The following is a 19,145-nucleotide window of genomic DNA, read 5'->3' on the forward strand; positions in this document are numbered from 1 at the left end:
CATGGCCGATAAACAAACAGCAAATAGTTCAGACGAAATTGATTTGGGACAATTGTTCCAAATGATCGGGAATGGTTTCAATAAACTTTTTATAGCATTCCTAAGATTTTTTCTATATCTCAAGAAAAATATACTCATTCTATTAGGTCTTATTATTGTTGGTTTAGCCGTAGGATATGGTCTCAATCAAATCATTTCCAAAGAACTGAAGACAGATATTATCGTAAAGCCCAATATGGAGAGTAAAAACTATCTCTATGATGTAGTGGATGAAATTCAAGCAAATATTGAAGCTAAAAATCTCCTTTTCTTCAAAGAAATCGGGATAAATATCGATAACCTGAACGGCTTTAAATTAGAAATTGAAAGGGTGGATAATGTTGATAGTTCTGAAAGTGATATTAAATATTTGGAATTATTACAAAGCTTTGAAAAGACTGATGCCATATCAGATATTGTCCGTGCGGAACTACAGAACAAAAGCTCCTTTAACCATAGAATCACCCTTTTTTACAAAGACGCTGCCAGAGGTCAAAAATTCGCACAAGAAATCATTAAATATATTAATACTAATGGATATTTTGATGGCTTGATACAGATTTATAGAGACAACGCCAAGAACCGAATTGAACAAAATAAGACACTCTTAAAACAAGTAGATGAGTTGGTGGCCAATTACTCTAGAAGAATGGCACAAGAAGATAGACCAGCTGGAAATGGGCAAATTGTTTTAGATAGTGAAGAAAAGCTAGACATTACGGGTCTTTTTGAATTGAAGAATGATTTAATTCGTGATATCGAGTCAAAAAAAATGGATTTAGCAGAAAATACAGATGCGGTAAAAGTGATAAACTTTGGAAAGCCACAAGAAGTCCAGAAAGCAGTTTATGGTAGAACGGTTTTTTTGATTCCTTTAGTACTTCTCGGAGCATTCTTTCTTTTCTCGATGATAAAATTTTTGAATAGAAAAGCGTCTGAAATAGGATAGGATGACTACGCTTATTACAGGAGGGGCAGGTTTTATAGGAAGTAATTTCATACCTTATTTTTTAGAAAAAAATATTGGTGCCCAAGTAGTGAATTTGGATAAATTGACCTATGCAGGAAATTTAAATAACCTTGAAGAAGTTTCTAACAAAAGATATCATTTTGTAGAAGGAGATATTTGCGATAGCAGATTGGTTAATTCAATCTTTAACAAATATAGTATAGATGCGGTCATACATTTTGCTGCAGAATCGCACGTGGATAATTCAATTAACAATCCGAACAGTTTCATTAAGACCAATGTTAATGGAACATTTGTTTTGCTAGAGGCGGCTAGAAAATATTGGGGAGAGAACAATGTTAACAATCGTTTTCATCATATATCTACTGATGAGGTTTATGGAAGTTTGGGGAATTCAGGGTTTTTTACGGAAGAAACCCCATACGCTCCCAACAGTCCTTATAGTGCATCAAAGGCGGCTTCGGATTTTTTGGTGAGGAGTTATCATCACACTTATGGAATGAATACGGTAACTAGCAATTGTTCCAATAATTTTGGTCCAAAGCAACATAATGAGAAATTTATACCGACCATTATCCGAACAGCTTTGGAGGGAGAAAAAATTCCTATTTACGGGAATGGCAAGAATGTTCGGGATTGGCTATACGTTAAAGATCACTGCTGTGGCATCAATAAAATTTTCCATAGTGGAAAATCGGGTGAAACATACTTGCTCGGGGGAAGTAATGAATATGATAATTTAGAAATTGCTGAAAAAATTTGTACTATTTTAGATGTTGAACGACCTAAAAAAAAAGGTAGTTATACAGAACAAATTGCCTTTGTAACAGATAGAAAAGGCCATGACTTCAGGTATGCTATAGACGCTTCCAAGGTCAAAAAGGAACTGGGTTGGATGACTGAAGAAGAATTTGGTTCAGGATTACGAAAAACGATAAAATGGTATTTGAACAAGTATAAAGAGACGAGGATATGAAAGGGATTATATTGGCTGGCGGCTCGGGAACGCGCTTATACCCTTTGACATTGGCAGTAAGTAAGCAGTTGATGCCCATTTATGACAAGCCTATGATTTATTATCCTTTGGCTACCTTGATGTCCGCAGGTATCCAAGAAATCTTAATTATCACAACAGCCGATGATGCACCTTTATTTAAAAAGCTCTTAGGGGACGGTTCTCAATTAGGATGTGATTTTCAATATACAGTACAGGATAAACCCAAGGGTTTGGCGGAGGCTTTTCTTTTGGGAAAGAAGTTTATAGGAGACGATAAAGTCTCATTGATTTTAGGGGATAATATTTTTTATGGAAATGGACTCTCAACACTTCTGAGAAGCAATATTGATTTGGAAGGTGGAATAATTTACGGATATCATGTAAATGACCCTAAAAGATATGGCGTAGTTGAGTTCGATGATGATGGAAATGCATTGTCAATAGAAGAAAAGCCCAGTTTTCCAAAATCCAATTATGCTGTTCCTGGCATTTATTTTTATGATAACTCTGTAATTGAAATTGCGGGAAGTATTGAACCTAGCGAAAGGGGAGAACTAGAAATCACCGATGTAAACAAAGCATTCTTAAAAAAAGAAAAATTGAAGGTAAGCGTCCTTGATAAAGGAATTGCATGGTTAGATACGGGTACATTTAGTTCGTTGATGCAAGCTTCTCAGTTTGTTCAGGTGATAGAAGAACGGCAAGGTTTAAAAATAGGGGCCATTGAAGAAACCGCTTACAAAATGGGCTATATTTCTAAAGAACAATTACATACGTTAGCTAATCCACTATTAAAAAGTGGTTACGGAGAATATTTGATGCAATTGGACTAAATGAAGGTTACAGAAACAATTTTAAGAGGCTGTTTTATTATTGAACCTACAGTATTCAAAGATGAAAGAGGTATATTTTTCGAGTCGTTTAGAAAAGACAAACTTGAAAAAGCGATAGGTTATAGTGTCAATTTTGTTCAGGACAATCAGTCAATTTCAAAGAAAGGTGTATTACGAGGATTACACTTTCAAAAAGATAATGCGGCACAGGCTAAGCTAATTAGTGTAGTAAAAGGGAAAGTACTGGATATTGTAGTAGATATCCGCCCAAATAGTTCTAATTGTGGCAAATATATTAAAGTTGAGCTGTCTTCTGAAAACAAAAAAAGAGTGTATATACCAAAAGGTATGGCACATGGGTTTCTAGCATTGTCCGATGAAACGATTGTCAATTACAAATGTGACACTTATTACAATCCTGAAGCAGAAAGTGGAATTATTTACAACGACAAAGATTTGGATATAGATTGGGAATATCCAAATGAAGATTTAATCATTTCTCCCAAAGATTTTAAGTTTCCAAATTTTTCAGAATTGTGATATGAAAAAAGTTTTGGTCACAGGTGCTAATGGTCAATTGGGGCAATGTATTCAAAAAATAGCCGAAGAATATGATTCAGTTGATTTTGTTTTTAAAGATTCCAAAGAGCTGAATATTATAAATGCTGACAAAGTCGATTCTATTTTTAAGGATATAAATTTTGATTTCTGCATCAATTGTGCTGCCTATACCAATGTGGAGCAGGCAGAAAAAACACCAGAAATAGCCTTTAAAGTAAATGCGGAAGGGGTTAGAAATTTAGCATTGGCCTGTAAAGATTATAATGTAGTCTTAATACATATTTCTACGGATTATGTTTTTGATGGAGAAAAAGAGGGGCCCTACACTGTTGAAGATATTCCCAATCCTATCAACGAATACGGAAAATCCAAACTAAGGGGAGAAAAATATATTCAAGAAATCTTGGGTAATTATCTAATAATAAGAACATCTTGGTTGTATTCCGAGCTTGAAAGGAACTTTTATAGTACAATTTTAAAAAAGGCTAAAGCAGGCGAAGAGTTGCGGATAACAGATGATCAAACTGGCTGTCCAACAAACGCACTCCATCTAGCAAGATTTATCATTGAACAACTGAGTATAGCGAGGCCCAATTCTGGTATTCTCCATTTTACAGATGGCAAGGCTATGACTTGGTATGGCTTTGCAAAATTAATTTTAGAAGAAAATAATCTGGCTTGCAAAGTGCAACTTGTTAAGGATGATAATTATCGTACTTTTGCCAATAGGCCAAGAAATAGTGTTTTATATACTTTATGATGCTTTATGCATAATGAGGTTTTTTATTACGTTATGAATTTGGATTTTGGTAATTATTGAAGAGAAGTATCTAATTTTAAACTCTCAAAGTACTGTTAATGAAGTCTATTCAAATAGAAGATTTTACAATAAATGATGAAAGCCATTGCTATATAATTGCCGAAGCCGGGGTCAATCATAATGGAAATCTTGAAATGGCACTTGAATTGGTTAGACAAGCCAAGGAAATAGGTGTCGACTGTGTGAAATTTCAAACGTTTAAAGCTGAGAGCGTTATCACTAAAAACGCACCGAAAGCTAATTACCAGTTGGAGGTAACCGACCCGAGTGAAAGTCAATTCGAAATGCTCAAAAAACTAGAATTGACCCACAAAGATTACCTTCGAATTATTGATGAATGCAAAAAACATAAGATTACATTTCTCTCTACCCCATACAATGAGGAGGATGCTGATTTTCTTAATAAATTGGGAGTATCAGCATTTAAAATAGCATCAGGACAAATAGTAGAACTCTCTTTTCTTGAGTATGTTGCAAAATTTAATAAGCCTATGATATTATCTTCCGGAATGGCAACTTTGGCAGAAGTCTTTGAAGCTGTTACGGCAATAAGAAATTCAGGAAACAATCAGATAGCCATTTTACAATGTACGACAAACTATCCATCACGGAACGAGGACGCTAACATTAGAGCCATGGTCTCAATGGGTCAATCACTGGACATATTATATGGTTATTCAGATCATATTGAGGAAAATTATGCTTGTTTTGCTTCAGTGGCATTGGGCGCAAAGATAATAGAGAAACATTTTACATTAGATCGGACACTCCCTGGTCCTGACCATAAGGCTTCGCTAAACATACCGGAATTCAAATCGCTGGTAGAAGGTATTCGAAAGACTGAAATTGTCCTTGGTAGTCCAATTAAAATACCATCTCCCAAAGAGATTTTGAATACCCAAGGCATGAGAAGAAGTATAGTATTAAATACTCACTTAAAAAAAGGGGAAATCATTACTGAAGAGCACGTTTCTTTTAAAAGACCAGCTACCGGAATAGCCCCTAAAAGAATAAAAGAGTTAATAGGAAAGCGTGCTGCTGTTGATATTAATCCTGATGAGCCTTTAAAAGAGGGTATGGTAGCATGGGATTAAACCTTAAAATATTAGAAGTTTTCGCAGATGAAACGCATACTTTAAAAGCCTTTATAGAAAGTCTCGATGATGAGCAAAATTCATTTAGATATTTTAAAAATAGAACGTTTGAGGTTTTAAAGAATCATCTTTATACGTGCCTTTTGCTGAACAATGACCTCCCAATTGGTTATGGGCATTTGGATAAGGAAAATGCTATTGTATGGCTTGGAATAGTCATCAAGAAAGAATATCAAGGTAAAGGTTTGGCGAAAAAAATAATGCAATCCTTAATAAAAAGAGCAGAAGAGCTTAAACTGGAAAGTATACATTTGTCTGTAGACAATGACAATGAAAGAGCAATAACGCTATATGAACGTTTTGGTTTTCATTTAGCTTCTTCTGCAAAAAACCATTCAATTTTAAAAAAGAAATTATCTTTTTCAGAAAAAGATATTGTTCTTGGTGTAAGCTCTCTTGCATTTAAAGGTAACAACAGAGAAGAAATAGTTCGTCTGGCTAAAGAAAACAATTGGACAATTGAATTTAGCTCAAGTTTTCCTTTCCAAGAAGACATGATAGATTTTTTTATTAAAATAAATGTAATACGTTTAGCCCACAATTATTTTCCAGCTCCGGAGTCTCCTTTTGTTATTAATCTCGCAAGCAGAAATGAAGAAATAAGACAGCGATCTATTGCGCATTGCATTCAAGGACTTGAGCTCTCTTCGAAATGTGAAGCGCCCTGTTTTTCGGCTCATGCCGGTTTTTGTGTAGATCCTGACCCTAATCAGTTAGGAAAAAACCTGAATATAAATATAGACATTGATCGTAATTTGAACTGGAAGCTATTTCTTGACTCCATACAAGTGATCTTATTGGAAGCAGAGCGGTTGAATGTGCTATTTTTAATTGAAAATAATGTTACTGCCAAATTTAATCTAAGAAATGACGGGCAAGAAGTCCTTTTTTGTTCTAGAGCGGAGGAAATGGTAAGATTGATTGAAGAAGTGGATTCAGATAATTTTGGTTTACTTTTGGATACAGCACATTTAAAAGTTTCTTCGTTGGCTCTTAATTTTAACATCTCCAAAGCTGTTCAAACAATAAAACCTTTTGTAAAATACGTACATCACAGTGATAATGATGGGTCAAGAGATACTAATGATTCCATAAACGAAGATTATTGGTTTTTGTCGGAGATGAACAAGTTCAAAGACTGTATTCATATATTGGAAGTGAAAAATATTAATATTAATCAAATTAAAAAACAACTAAGTTTATTAAAGACTTATGCAAACTGAAAGAATCCCGATTTATAAACCTTACTTAGGGGAAGAAGAGAGAGAGATTGTTGCCGAGTGCATGAAATCTACCTGGATTTCTAGCCAAGGTAGATATATTGATGATTTTGAAAGAGGAGTTGAAGCATATACTGGTGCCAAACACGCGATTGCAGTAAATAATGGTACGGTTGCAATACACTTGGCAATGTTAGCATTGAATATTACGTCAGGAGATGAGGTTATAACGACTAACTTTACTTATGTGGCCTCTTCAAATGCCATACTTTATGTGGGAGCTTCTCCAGTTTTTGTAGATATTGACCCTTTGACATGGAATATCAATGTTGATTTGATAGAAGCTAAAATTTCCTCAAAAACAAAAGCCATACTTTATACTAATGTATATGGCGCGCCTGCTGATTATACCAAATTAAAGAAGATTGCGGACAAACATGATATTTATCTCATAGAAGATGCGGCAGAATCTTTTGGAGCAACTTACCATGATAAAAAGTCAGGGACATTGGGAGATATTTCTACGTATTCTTTTTTTGGAAATAAAACTATAACTACTGGCGAAGGTGGAATGGTATTGACACCACATAAAGAGCTGGCAGAAAAAATTAGAAAGCTAAAGAACCAAGGAAACTCAGATACAGTTAGATATTATCATGACATATTAGGCTACAATTATAGAATGACCAATATTCAAGCGGCAATTGGCGTAGCTCAACTTGGCAAAATAAAGGTGATACTGGAACTTAAAAAAACGCTACAGCAAAATTATGAGAGAGAACTTGAAACTTTAGTAGATTTTCAAAAATTGCTTGAAAATTCGACATCTTCATATTGGATGTGCTCGGTGTTGTTTAAGTCTGCAGAAGAGAAAATTAAGGTAATGAACGCATTGGAAAAAGAAAACATAGATACTAGACCTTTTTTCACTCCAATTGATGAATTACCCTTTTACGATAAAGTTGATGACTGTCCGCATTCTAAGGAAATATCTGCTAAGGGTATGAATTTACCAAGTTTTCCGGATTTGAAAAAAACAAACCAAGACAGAATAATAGAAATAATCAGAAAAAATATTAGCAAATCGTGAAGAAAAAAGCATTTATTACAGGAGTTACTGGACAAGATGGAAGCTATTTGGCAGAATTTTTATTAGAAAAGGGATATGAGGTTCATGGAATGGTCAGAAGGTCTAGTCTAGAACAAAAATTGAGAATAGACCATTTGTATAAAGGCGTGGATAGCCATGAATTGGATTTTCACGTTCATTATGGCGATATGACAGATTCTTCCAATATCATGAGACTTTTGCAGCAAATTCAGCCAGATGAGGTTTATAATCTTGCAGCCCAAAGTCATGTTAGGATTTCGTTTGATATTCCTGAATATACTGCAAATGCTGATGCCGTAGGAAGCTTAAGAATTTTGGAAGCTATCCGAATATTGGGTCTTGAAAATAAAACAAAATATTATCAAGCTTCAACTAGCGAACTATATGGAAAAGTCCAAGAAATTCCGCAAAAGGAAACCACCCCTTTTTACCCAAGAAGTCCTTATGGGGTAGCAAAAATATACTCCTATTGGTTGACGGTAAATTATAGGGAGGCCTATAACATTTATGCTTGTAATGGCATACTCTTTAATCACGAGAGTCCAAGAAGGGGAAATAGTTTTGTTACAAAAAAAATTGCAGAATCGGTAGCCAAGATTAAAGCAGGAAAATTAAGTAAATTACGTCTTGGAAACCTAGATGCTAAAAGAGATTGGGGTTACGCCAAAGATTATGTGGAGGCAATGTGGTTGATGTTGCAACAAGAAACTGCTGAGGATTTTGTTATTGCCACTGGAGAAACCCATACGGTAAGAGAATTTTTAGAAAAAGCGTTTAATCATATCAATATTGAGATAAAATGGAAAGGCTCAGGAGTTGATGAAATAGGCTATGATGGTAAAACAAAGCAAGAACTGGTTACCATAGATCCCTATTACTTTAGACCTACAGAGGTTGACATTCTAATAGGAGACGCTACGAAGGCCAAAGAGAAATTAAATTGGGAAGCCAATATTAAATTTGAGGAATTGGTAAATATTATGATGGAGTATGAGCTGTCTAAAATCTGATAGTTGCAAATGAAACCATTGATAATAATTCCGGCAAGAGGAGGATCTAAGGGAATTCCGGGAAAAAACATCAAGAAATTGATGGGCAAACCACTAATTCAATACACTATTGAAGTAGCAAAAGAAGTATTTGAAGATAATGAAATATGCGTTTCTACGGATTCGCTGGAGATAAGCAGATTGGTAGAAAATTTAGGCTTGCAAGTACCCTTTCTAAGGCCTGATGAACTGGCTACGGATACTGCAAGCACTTATGATGTATTACTACATGCGCTTCACTATTATGAAACGCACAAATTTATTCCTGATTTAATTGTCTTGTTGCAAGTGACATCGCCCTTTCGGACCAAAAAAAATATTATTGAGGCGTTAGAATTATATAATGAATCTTATGACATGATTGTTTCGGTTAAAGAGACAAAATCCAATCCATATTATGTGCTTTTTGAAGAAGATGAGAACGGATGGTTATCCAAATCAAAAAATGGTGATTTTACAAGGAGACAAGATGCACCTAAAGTCTGGGAATACAATGGTGCAATATATCTAATTAACCCTAAATCACTTAAAAAGGGAAATCATCTGGAATTTAAAAAGGTAAAAAAATATGTTATGGATGAAAAATCCTCTTTGGACTTGGATCTTCCGTTGGATTGGATGTTAGCAGAAGCTTTATTGAGTAAATAGAAAACAAATATCAAATGGGCGTTGTTAAAAATACTGGAATTTTATTGATTTCAGAAACGATTGCCAAGGGTATAGCTTTCTTACTTATACCGTTATATTCCTATGTAATAGACCCAAAGGATTTTGGCAAAATAGCCATCCTGCAATTAGTCTTTACCGGATTTTTCTTAATTGTCTCTTTTTCGTTAAAAAGTACATTTGACAAGTTTTTTTTTGATAATATAAATACGTCAACAAAGACATTATTTTCCAATGTTTTTGCACTACAAGGAATTGCTATTGTAGTTGGAGGATTTACATATTTATTGTTAAAAACAATCATTGTTGGATTACTTGAAATAAACCACCCTGTCTATTTGGATATTGTGATGATTACTGCGGTTTGTGCGGTGTTCTTTCCAATATTTAACTCATATTTTATATGTGTTGGAAAGGTTAAAAAAGTAGGCTTTTATTCTATCGTTATTTCTTTAACAAGAAGTGTATTGGCTTTGATGCTCGTCCTTAAAATGGAAGATAAAATCCTTGCCGTATTGGCAGCGAATTTCATGGAACATCTGTTAGGATTCATAATTTCTTTGCCAACATACGTAAAAAACACTCGCCTTAATCTAATCAAATTTAAAAAAATAAGGGAACTAGGTGTATATTCTGTGCATTACTTCCCAACAATATTGTCCAATTTTGTAATTAAATTCTCTGATCGATTTATGATACAATATATGTTGGGCTACCAAAGTTTAGGAGTATACTCTATGGGAACTCGGTTGGTCAATATACCGGGCCAATTTATTTCTACAATAAATAAAAACTTTACACCTCAAATATATCAAAGCCTTCAAGAAGTAAATGGACTAAAATTTAACCAGTTAGTACGTTATTTTCTAGTGGCTCTTTTTATTTTGCTATTTTCTTTAATACTTTTTTCAAAAGAAATCTTTTTGTTGATTGGTCCTGAATATAAAAAAGCATTTGTGGTATTTATTTTCCTTTGCTTTTCATCTTATCTTAATGGATACAGTTTGCTTATACAACCGGTAATGACTTACTTTAAAGAATATGTTAAGCGCAAATCAATTATCTTCATGTCTGTAGGGGCAATGAACATAATTTTAAATTTGTTGTTTATTCCAGAGTATGGTATCAATGGCGCTGCATTGGCTACAATATTTTCATATTTAGTAGCAATCCCCTTTAACTATTTCTACACGATTAAGGCTTTTAGTGCAAATTATTACATTCAATGGTTTTTCCTTTCTTGTATAATATTGTTGTTGTCGGGACTATATATGATTTTTGGACATAGTCAGTTTTCTTGGATAGAATTTACTTTAAGAATGTTCTTGTTTCTTATGACGGTATATTTTTTCATTTCTAAATTGGTTAATCTTAAAGATTTAATACATAAATTCTCAAGAAATTTTTAAAGCGGATTCCCAAGTTCAAAAAGTTGTAACAAAGAGCTATAACATTTAAATTTCATGCCAAGGAATATATTAATAATAGTTGAGTCGCCTTTGCAATTAATCAATGCAAATGAATATTTAAAAGCGTATGAAATGGAATCTTTGACAGATTTCTTTTTAGTAAGTTCAAGAGAGAAAAGTAATATTGATCAAATGAACAAAGCTTTTGAAAGCTTAAATCTCAAAGGAGATATTTCAAGAATTACGGTATGCGATATTGATAAAAGTCTGATTACACGTTTCAAGTTTTATTGGAAAGTAATAAAGGCTGCAAGAAAAAAATCTTCAAAACGGTATGACTTATTGTTGGTTGGTCATATAGCTTCAATATATCAGGCGATATTGGCAAATTCTCGCAAAAACATGAAAACCATATATTTAGATGATGGAACTGCCGCATTTTATGAACATGCTCTTTTAAAAGAGAAAAAATTAAAGTCGTTTTCTCCCATCCATAAAAGAATATTCCCAATCCTTTTAGGGCTCAAAGCCAATATAATATCTTATCAAGGCAAAATACATTTTTTTACTATGTACAAAGATTTAGTGGAAGAAGACCATGATTTCCTATCTTATACATTAAACGAATTCCTTTATTTAAAGGAAGAGTATAAAAAAAAGAGGATAGATACAGATTCGATTTATTTCATAGGGACCCCATTCTACTGGAATTCGGATTCTTTGAATAACGCAGAAAGTATTTTTGCACAAGTAGGAGAATTTTTGAAGGATAAAAATGTTACTTATTTCCCCCACAGATACGAAAGCGATGAGCACTTTAAACTTGTTGAAAAATTAGGCTGGAATGTTGTGGAAGCAAAAGTCCCAATAGAATTATCCCTTATAAACATTTCTTGTTTGCCCAATGAATTTGGAATGTTTACATCTTCCGCATTTTACACAATTAATAAATTAATTCCATATGTTAAGTTCAAGTCGTTTGAGTTAAATAATTTAGAAGATATATTCAACGGAACAAATACTTACAAATTATATAGAGATTATGATGAAAACCTTAATATTGAGGTAATAAAACTCAATTAAACGGTATTTTGATGTCCATTAAATTTAGCAAAGAGGTTTTCGAAATAGGTATTGTTGCATTTTTTCTTAACCTTCTTGTTTTTTTCTCTTTGGCGTTGAATCTTATTCTAGGAATCGTTGTTCTAATTGCACTTTTTTTCTTTTTGGCAGAGAGGAAGAAGTTATTTTATAGTTTTTTTATTCTGGCGGTATTTTTTCAAAACACCTTCATTGCATTTTTTACAGGTGTTATAAATTCTGAAACACACTTCAAAATCCTTCACGGAATTAATTTTTTTTTACCGTCATTACTCACCATGTTTGTGTTCAAAAATAGTTCTGAATATTTTGACAAAGCCTTTTACCGAAAATCAATTTTCATCATTATTATATTAATTGCTTATTTTGTTTTTGGAATATATGGCTACGGTTTTTTAAACAGTGCGCAATACTTAAGATTGTTTTTGTTACCCGTGCTCTTTCTTTTATCAGGGATTTATTTTTCAAAAAAGATAGATATAGCTTTTTTAAACTCAAGCTTGAAGGTAATGCTTCTTATATGCTCCATTATTACCTTGTTCCAATTTATATTTCCTTATATTATAAGTTACGTATTAAATGATTTGGAATACTTCTCCATGAAGTGGGGAATAGAGGGGTGGGATGAGCTTTTAGGCAGGTATAAAAGTAAAAGGTTGTTTAATATTTCTTGGTTTGATTTTAAATTGGCAAGAATTGGGTCCTTGATAAAAAGTATTATTTCTTTGGGTTATTTCTTAACTATCTTAGGAATATATTTCTATTTACCTAATAATAAGTTTAGGCTTTTCGGAATAATTTTACTGGTCATTTTTGCTGTAAATTCTAAGGGAGCGGTTTTGGTATTTTTATTTTCTTCTTTTTTGTATTTTCTAGTATATCATACCAATCTTTCCAAAAGAATATCATATTCTCTTTACATATTCGCTAATTTATGCCTTATATATGTTGGTTATTTAGGAAGGAACGAGCACATTGTTGGATTTGTTTCAGGAGCTGAATATCTGATTTCATTTGGAAACGGTCTTGGTTTCGGCGGAAATTTATCTACTTCTATGGTAAGTAGCTATAAAGGAATGCCGCTTACCGATATGGGCTACTGGACAAGATTTCAAAATGGTAGCGAAAGCGTTTACGGAGTGTTGTTTTCTAGTTTAGGGATATTTTCTTTTTTCTATTTATATTATTTTTTTGAGATTATAGTTATGCTTTTTAGGAAGTTTAAATCAAAAATTTCTCAAATAAGGGTTCTAAATGTCTTAGCTGTGGTACTTTTTGTGCAAGGTATTTATCAAGAAGAAGCATTTTCACCTTATGCTTTTGGATTGGTGATGTTTTTGGTGGGTTTAAATTTTAAAAGGCAATATGAAGGAGAGATTGTACCGGTATAGCATCTATCTATTTGCATTTAGCATGGTGTTTGCTCCGGATTGGAGCAGTAAAACCCTTATTATTTGTTGTTTGCTAGCATTATTTAACATCAGGATGAATGTAAGGGCACTAAAATCTCTTTTAACCTTAACGGTAGTAATCCTATCATTATATTCTATATTTAATCTATACTTCATAGGTGATTTTGCCGATTCCGATTTTCTATCTCTTTTGGGGACCCTCGTCTTGTTTATATTATTGTTTTATTGCACCAACATAGAAAAAACACTACCTCAAAAAATATTACTTGTGTTTTCAATTGGAGTTTACTGTGCGGGTATTTTTAATCTCTGTGCTCTTCTATTTGGTAATTCAAGCATTGGAATACGCAATTTCTATAATTCATGGGAAATCTCTTCAAATATTGATATTCATAAAATATATTATGGAATGTATTTGAATCTTGGATACATTTCAATAATAGATTTTCTTTCAAGAAATAAAATTAATTATAACGTCATTTTAAGCCTATTGCTCGCGGCTTTAACTATTTTTCTGATTGTTTACGTAGGCGCAATGAGCGGTGTTTTTATTTTCTTAAGCCTGAATTTATTGTTGTTAACTGGACTGATAAGCAAAAAATTGAGATTTGGGTATACCTTAACTCTAATTGGAATGCCTTTTCTTATAATGTTTTTCTTGGCTTTTCCTAAAGCTCAATCTATTTTCTCTCACTTGGACGGGGAATCCTCTAGAATGAGAAATTATGAGGTTAATAAGAATTTATTTTTTGAAGCTCCTATTTTTGGTTATGGAATTGGAAATGAAAGAGCGGTAATGCAATCAGGTAGAGACAATAAAAGTTGGGAATATAAAAACAATTACCACGCACATAATCAATATTTCGAATTACTTATTGGTGGAGGGCTTACATTATTAATGATCACACTCTTTTTGCCTGGACTACTTGTCTGGAAATCAATTACATTTAATTTTAATTTACCAGCAGTTAGTTATGTGATTATTCTATTTGCCATATTTTTAATTGAATCTGTATTAAGACGTCACCACGGTATAATATTCTTTTCTTTCTTTCTACCATTGTTTTTGTTTATGATAAAAAGCAATCAAAAGATAAATACAAGAATTAATAAGCATGAAGATTAAAACATGCATGAATCCTTTATCTTTGGTTTTCACTAATGTTATTGAATGACCAAAATCATGCTAATATCGAGCTTAGGAGGACATTTAGAGCAACTCCTTAGTCTGAAGGACATAATAGAAAAATATGACGTTCATATTGTTACAGAGAAAAACTCATCCACTAGCAAACTTCATCATAAATATTCTAATATTTCATTTATACCTTATGTTTCAAGGAAAAATTTTCTCTTCTTTATCTTCACTTATGTTAAAATAATATTTCACTCAATAAAGCTTCTTCTCAAGGAAAACCCGAAAATAATTGTTTCGACAGGTTCAGGATGTGCGCTTCCTATGTGTTTCTTAGGAAAGATAATGCGAAAAAAAATAATATTTATCGAAACCTTTTCTCGGATAAATTCAAAAACGCTAACAGGCAAACTTTGTTATCGTTTCGCTGATGTTTTTGTTATACAGTGGGAGGAATTAAAAATTCTATATCCAAAGGCCGTATATTTAGGCTCTATTTATTAGTAAATGATTTTTGTAACGCTTGGTAATCAAAATTTTCAATTTAACCGTTTATTGATTGCATTAGAGAGACTTGTAGAAGAAGGTATTATAAATGAAGAAATAATAATTCAATGTGGTCATACAGATTATAAAAGTGATTTATTTAAAACGGTAACTTTTTTGGGCAAAAAAGAATTCGATATATATATTGAGACTGCTAACTATGTGATTTCACATGCTGGAACAGGCTCAATAGTAAATTGCTTAAAAAAAGGTAAAAAGGTATTGGTGGCTGCAAGACTTTCCAAATATGGGGAACACATAGATGACCATCAAAAGGAAATTTTATTTGCTTTTGAGAAAATGAAGTTAATTGTTGGCCTTGACCATGAATTGAAAGATTTTAAAGATAAAGTTGAAAATTTACAAAATATTAGACTTGAAAAATTTGTATCGAACAATGAAAGTTTCAACAAGGAATTGATAAAAATTATAGAGCAATTATAAAAATTCTCAATGTTTTTCAAGCAAGGCAGATATTCAGGCTTCATAACTCCTTTTTCTTATGGCATTGATTTGTTGGTCATAAACTTGTTCGCCTACTATCTGCCCATTAATTTTTTAAACCCCTATTTATTCCATGCTTATATCTCATTTGCATGGTTAATTATTTCTTTTAAAACAGAATTCTATAAAGTCTACCGCTATAGCAAAGTTACCTACATCCTTAGGTTACTTTTCATACAATTCGTTTTCTTTTTTTTAATCTTGTATGCATTCATAGGCTTCTTTAAACAACCCAATATTAGCCGGTTGGCACTGGGAAAGTATTTCATCTTTACCTTTTTAGCTGTATTTGCATTGAAGTTCCTTAATTACATTCTTTTGATGAAATATCGTGAAAAAGTCAAGGGAAACATACGAAATGTGGTAGTTATTGGAAAAAGCAAAAAAGCAAATCAACTAATAGCTGTTTTTAATGAAAGAAGGGAATATGGATTTCAATTTAAGGGACAGTTTTCGCCAAGAGAAGAGAATTTTGACCTTCTCAGTTGCTTTAAGTTTATTGTAAACAACAAAATCGACGAAATATACTGCTCGGTTTCAGAACTCAAAAATGATGAACTATTAGATTTTATCAATTTTGCGGATAACAATCTAAAAACACTGAAATTCCTTCCGGATAACAAGAATATTTTTTCCAAAAAGTTAAAGTTTGAATATTATGACTATCTGCCAATCCTCTCACTTCGTGATATCCCACTGCACAACTCCCTAAATGCTTATTCAAAAAGAGCTTTTGACATTCTTTTTTCTTTAGTGGTTATTTTTGGTTTATTAATATGGTTCGGACCCTTATTAGCCTTATTAATAAGTTTAGAATCTAAAGGACCGGTTTTCTTTATTCAAAAACGGACAGGTTTTGATAATCGCGAATTCAAATGTTTTAAGTTTAGATCTATGGCTATGAATGACGATGCAGATGCTAAACAGGCTGGTAAGAATGATATGCGTGTCACCAAGATTGGAAAATTTATAAGACGTACCAGTATCGATGAGCTTCCTCAGTTTTACAATGTACTTTTCGGAAATATGTCAGTTGTAGGCCCAAGACCACATATGTTAAAGCACACAGATGAATATGCCAATAGGGTGGATAAATACATGCTCAGGCATTTTGTAAAGCCTGGAATTACAGGTTTGGCACAAGTAAGAGGCTATCGAGGTGAAATTGAGAAAGACAGTGATATTCAAAATAGGATTAAGTTCGATATTTTTTACGTGGAAAACTGGTCTTTTTTCTTGGATATCAAAATAATTGTCCAAACGGTGATTAATGCTGTTTCCGGGGAAGAAAAAGCTTATTAGTAAAGATGAAAAAAGTACTCATAACAGGAGCAGCGGGTTTTTTAGGTTCTCACCTTTGTGATCGGTTTATCAAAGAAGGTTATCATGTCATAGGGATGGACAACTTGATTACGGGCGATTTGAAGAACATAGCACATCTGTTTCCTTTGGAGCAGTTTGAATTTCACCATCATGACGTTTCCACTTTCGTACATCTAGAAGGTAAGTTGGACTATATACTGCATTTTGCGTCGCCAGCAAGTCCGATAGATTATCTGAAGATACCTATAGAAACATTAAAAGTAGGTTCTTTGGGAACTTTAAACCTTTTGGGGTTAGCCAAAGAAAAAAACGCAAGGATTTTGGTTGCGTCTACTTCAGAGGTGTATGGAGACCCTTTGGTGCATCCACAAAATGAAGAATATTATGGCAATGTAAGCCCTGTAGGACCAAGAGGGGTATATGATGAGGCCAAACGCTTTATGGAATCTATTACAATGGCATATCATCGCTATCATGGTCTGGAAACACGTATCGTGAGAATCTTTAATACATATGGTTCCCGAATGCGATTAAATGATGGTCGAGTAGTCCCGGCATTTATGGGGCAAGCTTTGAGGGGTGAAGATTTAACAGTTTTTGGGGATGGTTCACAAACACGTTCGTTTTGTTATATTGATGATCAGGTCGAAGGAATATACCGACTGTTATTTAGCGATTACCCGGAACCGGTCAATATTGGAAATCCACATGAAACTAACATAAAAGAGTTTGCGGAGGAGATTATTGCCTTAACAGGGACCAATCAAAAAGTAATTTATAAGCCACTTCCTAAGGATGATCCGTTGCAAAGACAACCGGATATTACAAAAGCCAAAGAAATTTTAGGATGGGAGCCAAAAGTAGATAGAAAAGACGGACTCAAAATCGTATACGATTATTTCAAATCCCTTTCTCCAATGGAGTTACAGAAGAAAGAGCATCGTAATTTCACATCCGATAAGGAATAATATTACACTTAAGCTTATTTTTGCCAAAATCTTTTAAAATGAAAATCCTTATACTCGGTTCTGGAGGTAGAGAACATGCATTGGCATGGAAACTAAAACAAAGCGCTAAGCTTACAGCACTTTTTGTTGCACCTGGCAATGCAGGAACAGAATTGATTGCCAAAAATATACCGATTAGTGTAAACGATTTCGATGCTATTAAGGACTTCGTTTTGTCCCGAGAAATAGAAATGGTCGTTGTTGGACCGGAAGACCCATTGGTCAATGGTGTGCACGATTTCTTTTTGGAAGATGGCCAATTAAATAAAATCCCTGTAATCGGTCCTCAGAAAGCTGCCGCCACTTTAGAGGGCAGTAAAGAATTTGCAAAGGAATTTATGATGCGCCATAAAATTCCAACAGCGCAATATCAAAGTTTTACAAAGGCCAATCTGGAAAAGGGATGCTATTTTCTTGAGCAGCTAAAGCCCCCATACGTTTTGAAGGCGGACGGGCTGGCCGCAGGGAAAGGAGTGGTGATTCTTTCCGATTTGGAAGAGGCCAAAAAAGAATTAAAGGCAATGTTGTTGGATAAGAAGTTTGGTGATGCCAGTGCCACCGTGGTTATCGAGGAGTTTTTGGACGGTATTGAATTAAGCGTTTTTGTGCTGACGGATGGTGAAAATTATAAAATACTTCCTACAGCTAAAGACTACAAACGTATTGGGGAGGGAGACACCGGACTTAATACGGGCGGTATGGGGGCCATATCCCCAGTTCCTTTCGCTGATAAAGCTTTCATGCATAAGATAGAGGAGCGAATCGTTAAACCGACGGTAGAGGGCCTTAAAACGGATAATTTGCCGTATAAAGGATTTATTTTCATCGGATTGATAAAAGTTGGCGATGACCCCAAAGTAATAGAATACAATGTTCGCATGGGAGATCCCGAGACCGAAGTTGTAGTTCCTCGCGTTAAAAACGACTTGGTCGAAGTACTTCAAGCCGTTGCAAATCAAACTTTGAACGAAATTGACCTACAAATAGATGAGCGTTCCGCTACAACCGTGATGACGGTTTCCGGTGGATATCCTGGAACATATGAAAAAGAAAAGGAAATAACGGGAATAGATGCTATCGAGGATGCTATCGTATTTCATGCCGGAACAAAGTTGGTCGATGGAAAAGTACGGACTAACGGAGGAAGGGTGATGGCTATTACCTCGTATGGCAAAGATTTCAAAGAGGCTTTGAAAACGTCCTATAAAAATGTGGCTAAATTGTCCTTTGAGGGAATGAACTATCGAAAAGATATCGGGTTCGACCTCTAAATTCTAAATTTAAAATC

General features: G+C 33.8%; 19 protein-coding genes. All 19 read left to right on the forward strand.

Going from position 1 to position 19,145, the window contains the following annotated elements:
* Position 1 precedes the first annotated feature (1 nt).
* Entirely contained in the window at positions 2-988 is a 987-nt protein-coding gene (locus tag ACKWBX_RS00405) for a hypothetical protein (protein ID WP_413966660.1), read from the forward strand.
* A 1-nt stretch (position 989) separates the two neighbouring features.
* Complete coding sequence (rfbB, locus tag ACKWBX_RS00410; protein WP_413966661.1) at positions 990-1,985, forward strand: dTDP-glucose 4,6-dehydratase; 996 nt, start codon at positions 990-992, stop codon at positions 1,983-1,985.
* Positions 1,982-2,839, forward strand: coding sequence for a glucose-1-phosphate thymidylyltransferase RfbA (rfbA, locus tag ACKWBX_RS00415; RefSeq protein ID WP_413966662.1), 858 nt, complete (start codon positions 1,982-1,984; stop codon positions 2,837-2,839). The genes rfbB and rfbA overlap by 4 nt, the downstream gene beginning before the upstream one ends.
* Positions 2,840-3,379: a dTDP-4-dehydrorhamnose 3,5-epimerase gene (rfbC, locus tag ACKWBX_RS00420; RefSeq protein ID WP_413966663.1), complete on the forward strand. Its 540-nt coding sequence runs from the start codon at positions 2,840-2,842 to the stop codon at positions 3,377-3,379.
* Position 3,380: 1 nt separating this feature from the next.
* Complete coding sequence (gene rfbD, locus ACKWBX_RS00425) at positions 3,381-4,160, forward strand: dTDP-4-dehydrorhamnose reductase (protein WP_413966664.1); 780 nt, start codon at positions 3,381-3,383, stop codon at positions 4,158-4,160.
* Positions 4,161-4,258: 98 nt separating this feature from the next.
* Positions 4,259-5,314, forward strand: coding sequence for an N-acetylneuraminate synthase (gene neuB / locus ACKWBX_RS00430; protein ID WP_413966665.1), 1,056 nt, complete (start codon positions 4,259-4,261; stop codon positions 5,312-5,314).
* On the forward strand, positions 5,305-6,597 hold the full coding sequence (locus ACKWBX_RS00435; protein WP_413966666.1) for a GNAT family N-acetyltransferase: 1,293 nt from the start codon (positions 5,305-5,307) through the stop codon (positions 6,595-6,597). Before neuB ends, ACKWBX_RS00435 begins: the two co-directional genes overlap by 10 nt.
* Positions 6,587-7,684, forward strand: a complete 1,098-nt coding sequence (locus tag ACKWBX_RS00440) for a DegT/DnrJ/EryC1/StrS family aminotransferase (RefSeq protein ID WP_413966667.1) — start codon at positions 6,587-6,589, stop codon at positions 7,682-7,684. The genes ACKWBX_RS00435 and ACKWBX_RS00440 overlap by 11 nt, the downstream gene beginning before the upstream one ends.
* Positions 7,681-8,715 (forward strand): GDP-mannose 4,6-dehydratase, encoded by a 1,035-nt coding sequence (gene gmd, locus ACKWBX_RS00445; RefSeq protein ID WP_413966668.1) that lies wholly within the window; start codon positions 7,681-7,683, stop codon positions 8,713-8,715. Before ACKWBX_RS00440 ends, gmd begins: the two co-directional genes overlap by 4 nt.
* 9 nt (positions 8,716-8,724) lie before the next feature.
* Positions 8,725-9,402 carry an acylneuraminate cytidylyltransferase family protein gene (locus tag ACKWBX_RS00450; RefSeq protein ID WP_413966669.1) on the forward strand — a complete coding sequence of 226 codons (678 nt, stop codon included), beginning with the start codon at positions 8,725-8,727 and terminating at the stop codon, positions 9,400-9,402.
* A gap of 14 nt (positions 9,403-9,416) precedes the next feature.
* Positions 9,417-10,829, forward strand: coding sequence for an oligosaccharide flippase family protein (locus ACKWBX_RS00455; protein WP_413966670.1), 1,413 nt, complete (start codon positions 9,417-9,419; stop codon positions 10,827-10,829).
* Positions 10,830-10,883: 54 nt separating this feature from the next.
* Positions 10,884-11,912, forward strand: a complete 1,029-nt coding sequence (locus ACKWBX_RS00460; RefSeq protein WP_413966671.1) for a hypothetical protein — start codon at positions 10,884-10,886, stop codon at positions 11,910-11,912.
* An 11-nt stretch (positions 11,913-11,923) separates the two neighbouring features.
* Entirely contained in the window at positions 11,924-13,321 is a 1,398-nt protein-coding gene (locus ACKWBX_RS00465; protein WP_413966672.1) for a hypothetical protein, read from the forward strand.
* A 289-nt stretch (positions 13,322-13,610) separates the two neighbouring features.
* Positions 13,611-14,468, forward strand: coding sequence for an O-antigen ligase family protein (locus tag ACKWBX_RS00470; protein ID WP_413966673.1), 858 nt, complete (start codon positions 13,611-13,613; stop codon positions 14,466-14,468).
* Between the two features lie 57 nt (positions 14,469-14,525).
* Positions 14,526-14,981 (forward strand): PssD/Cps14F family polysaccharide biosynthesis glycosyltransferase, encoded by a 456-nt coding sequence (gene pssD / locus ACKWBX_RS00475; RefSeq protein ID WP_413967969.1) that lies wholly within the window; start codon positions 14,526-14,528, stop codon positions 14,979-14,981.
* Between the two features lie 3 nt (positions 14,982-14,984).
* Positions 14,985-15,467, forward strand: a complete 483-nt coding sequence (locus ACKWBX_RS00480; protein ID WP_413966674.1) for a glycosyltransferase — start codon at positions 14,985-14,987, stop codon at positions 15,465-15,467.
* A 9-nt stretch (positions 15,468-15,476) separates the two neighbouring features.
* Positions 15,477-16,829 (forward strand): exopolysaccharide biosynthesis polyprenyl glycosylphosphotransferase, encoded by a 1,353-nt coding sequence (locus tag ACKWBX_RS00485; RefSeq protein ID WP_413966675.1) that lies wholly within the window; start codon positions 15,477-15,479, stop codon positions 16,827-16,829.
* A 5-nt stretch (positions 16,830-16,834) separates the two neighbouring features.
* On the forward strand, positions 16,835-17,818 hold the full coding sequence (locus ACKWBX_RS00490) for a UDP-glucuronic acid decarboxylase family protein (protein ID WP_413966676.1): 984 nt from the start codon (positions 16,835-16,837) through the stop codon (positions 17,816-17,818).
* A gap of 38 nt (positions 17,819-17,856) precedes the next feature.
* Positions 17,857-19,128, forward strand: coding sequence for a phosphoribosylamine--glycine ligase (gene purD, locus ACKWBX_RS00495; protein WP_413966677.1), 1,272 nt, complete (start codon positions 17,857-17,859; stop codon positions 19,126-19,128).
* Positions 19,129-19,145: the final 17 nt, after the last annotated feature.

This window comes from Maribacter algae, assembly GCF_047345745.1.
Lineage (GTDB): Bacteria > Bacteroidota > Bacteroidia > Flavobacteriales > Flavobacteriaceae > Maribacter.

Excerpts from the sequence above, each read along its gene's own strand:
- pssD (WP_413967969.1), top strand. The coding sequence starts at position 14,526 with ATGCTAATATCGAGCTTAGGAGGACATTTAGAGCAACTCCTTAGTCTG.
- ACKWBX_RS00465 (WP_413966672.1), top strand. The coding sequence starts at position 11,924 with ATGTCCATTAAATTTAGCAAAGAGGTTTTCGAAATAGGTATTGTTGCA.
- ACKWBX_RS00450 (WP_413966669.1), top strand. The coding sequence starts at position 8,725 with ATGAAACCATTGATAATAATTCCGGCAAGAGGAGGATCTAAGGGAATT.
- rfbA (WP_413966662.1), top strand. The coding sequence starts at position 1,982 with ATGAAAGGGATTATATTGGCTGGCGGCTCGGGAACGCGCTTATACCCT.
- neuB (WP_413966665.1), top strand. The coding sequence starts at position 4,259 with ATGAAGTCTATTCAAATAGAAGATTTTACAATAAATGATGAAAGCCAT.
- ACKWBX_RS00485 (WP_413966675.1), top strand. The coding sequence starts at position 15,477 with ATGTTTTTCAAGCAAGGCAGATATTCAGGCTTCATAACTCCTTTTTCT.
- ACKWBX_RS00435 (WP_413966666.1), top strand. The coding sequence starts at position 5,305 with ATGGGATTAAACCTTAAAATATTAGAAGTTTTCGCAGATGAAACGCAT.
- ACKWBX_RS00440 (WP_413966667.1), top strand. The coding sequence starts at position 6,587 with ATGCAAACTGAAAGAATCCCGATTTATAAACCTTACTTAGGGGAAGAA.
- ACKWBX_RS00455 (WP_413966670.1), top strand. The coding sequence starts at position 9,417 with ATGGGCGTTGTTAAAAATACTGGAATTTTATTGATTTCAGAAACGATT.
- ACKWBX_RS00405 (WP_413966660.1), top strand. The coding sequence starts at position 2 with ATGGCCGATAAACAAACAGCAAATAGTTCAGACGAAATTGATTTGGGA.
- purD (WP_413966677.1), top strand. The coding sequence starts at position 17,857 with ATGAAAATCCTTATACTCGGTTCTGGAGGTAGAGAACATGCATTGGCA.
- rfbB (WP_413966661.1), top strand. The coding sequence starts at position 990 with ATGACTACGCTTATTACAGGAGGGGCAGGTTTTATAGGAAGTAATTTC.
- rfbD (WP_413966664.1), top strand. The coding sequence starts at position 3,381 with ATGAAAAAAGTTTTGGTCACAGGTGCTAATGGTCAATTGGGGCAATGT.
- ACKWBX_RS00480 (WP_413966674.1), top strand. The coding sequence starts at position 14,985 with ATGATTTTTGTAACGCTTGGTAATCAAAATTTTCAATTTAACCGTTTA.
- ACKWBX_RS00460 (WP_413966671.1), top strand. The coding sequence starts at position 10,884 with ATGCCAAGGAATATATTAATAATAGTTGAGTCGCCTTTGCAATTAATC.
- ACKWBX_RS00490 (WP_413966676.1), top strand. The coding sequence starts at position 16,835 with ATGAAAAAAGTACTCATAACAGGAGCAGCGGGTTTTTTAGGTTCTCAC.
- rfbC (WP_413966663.1), top strand. The coding sequence starts at position 2,840 with ATGAAGGTTACAGAAACAATTTTAAGAGGCTGTTTTATTATTGAACCT.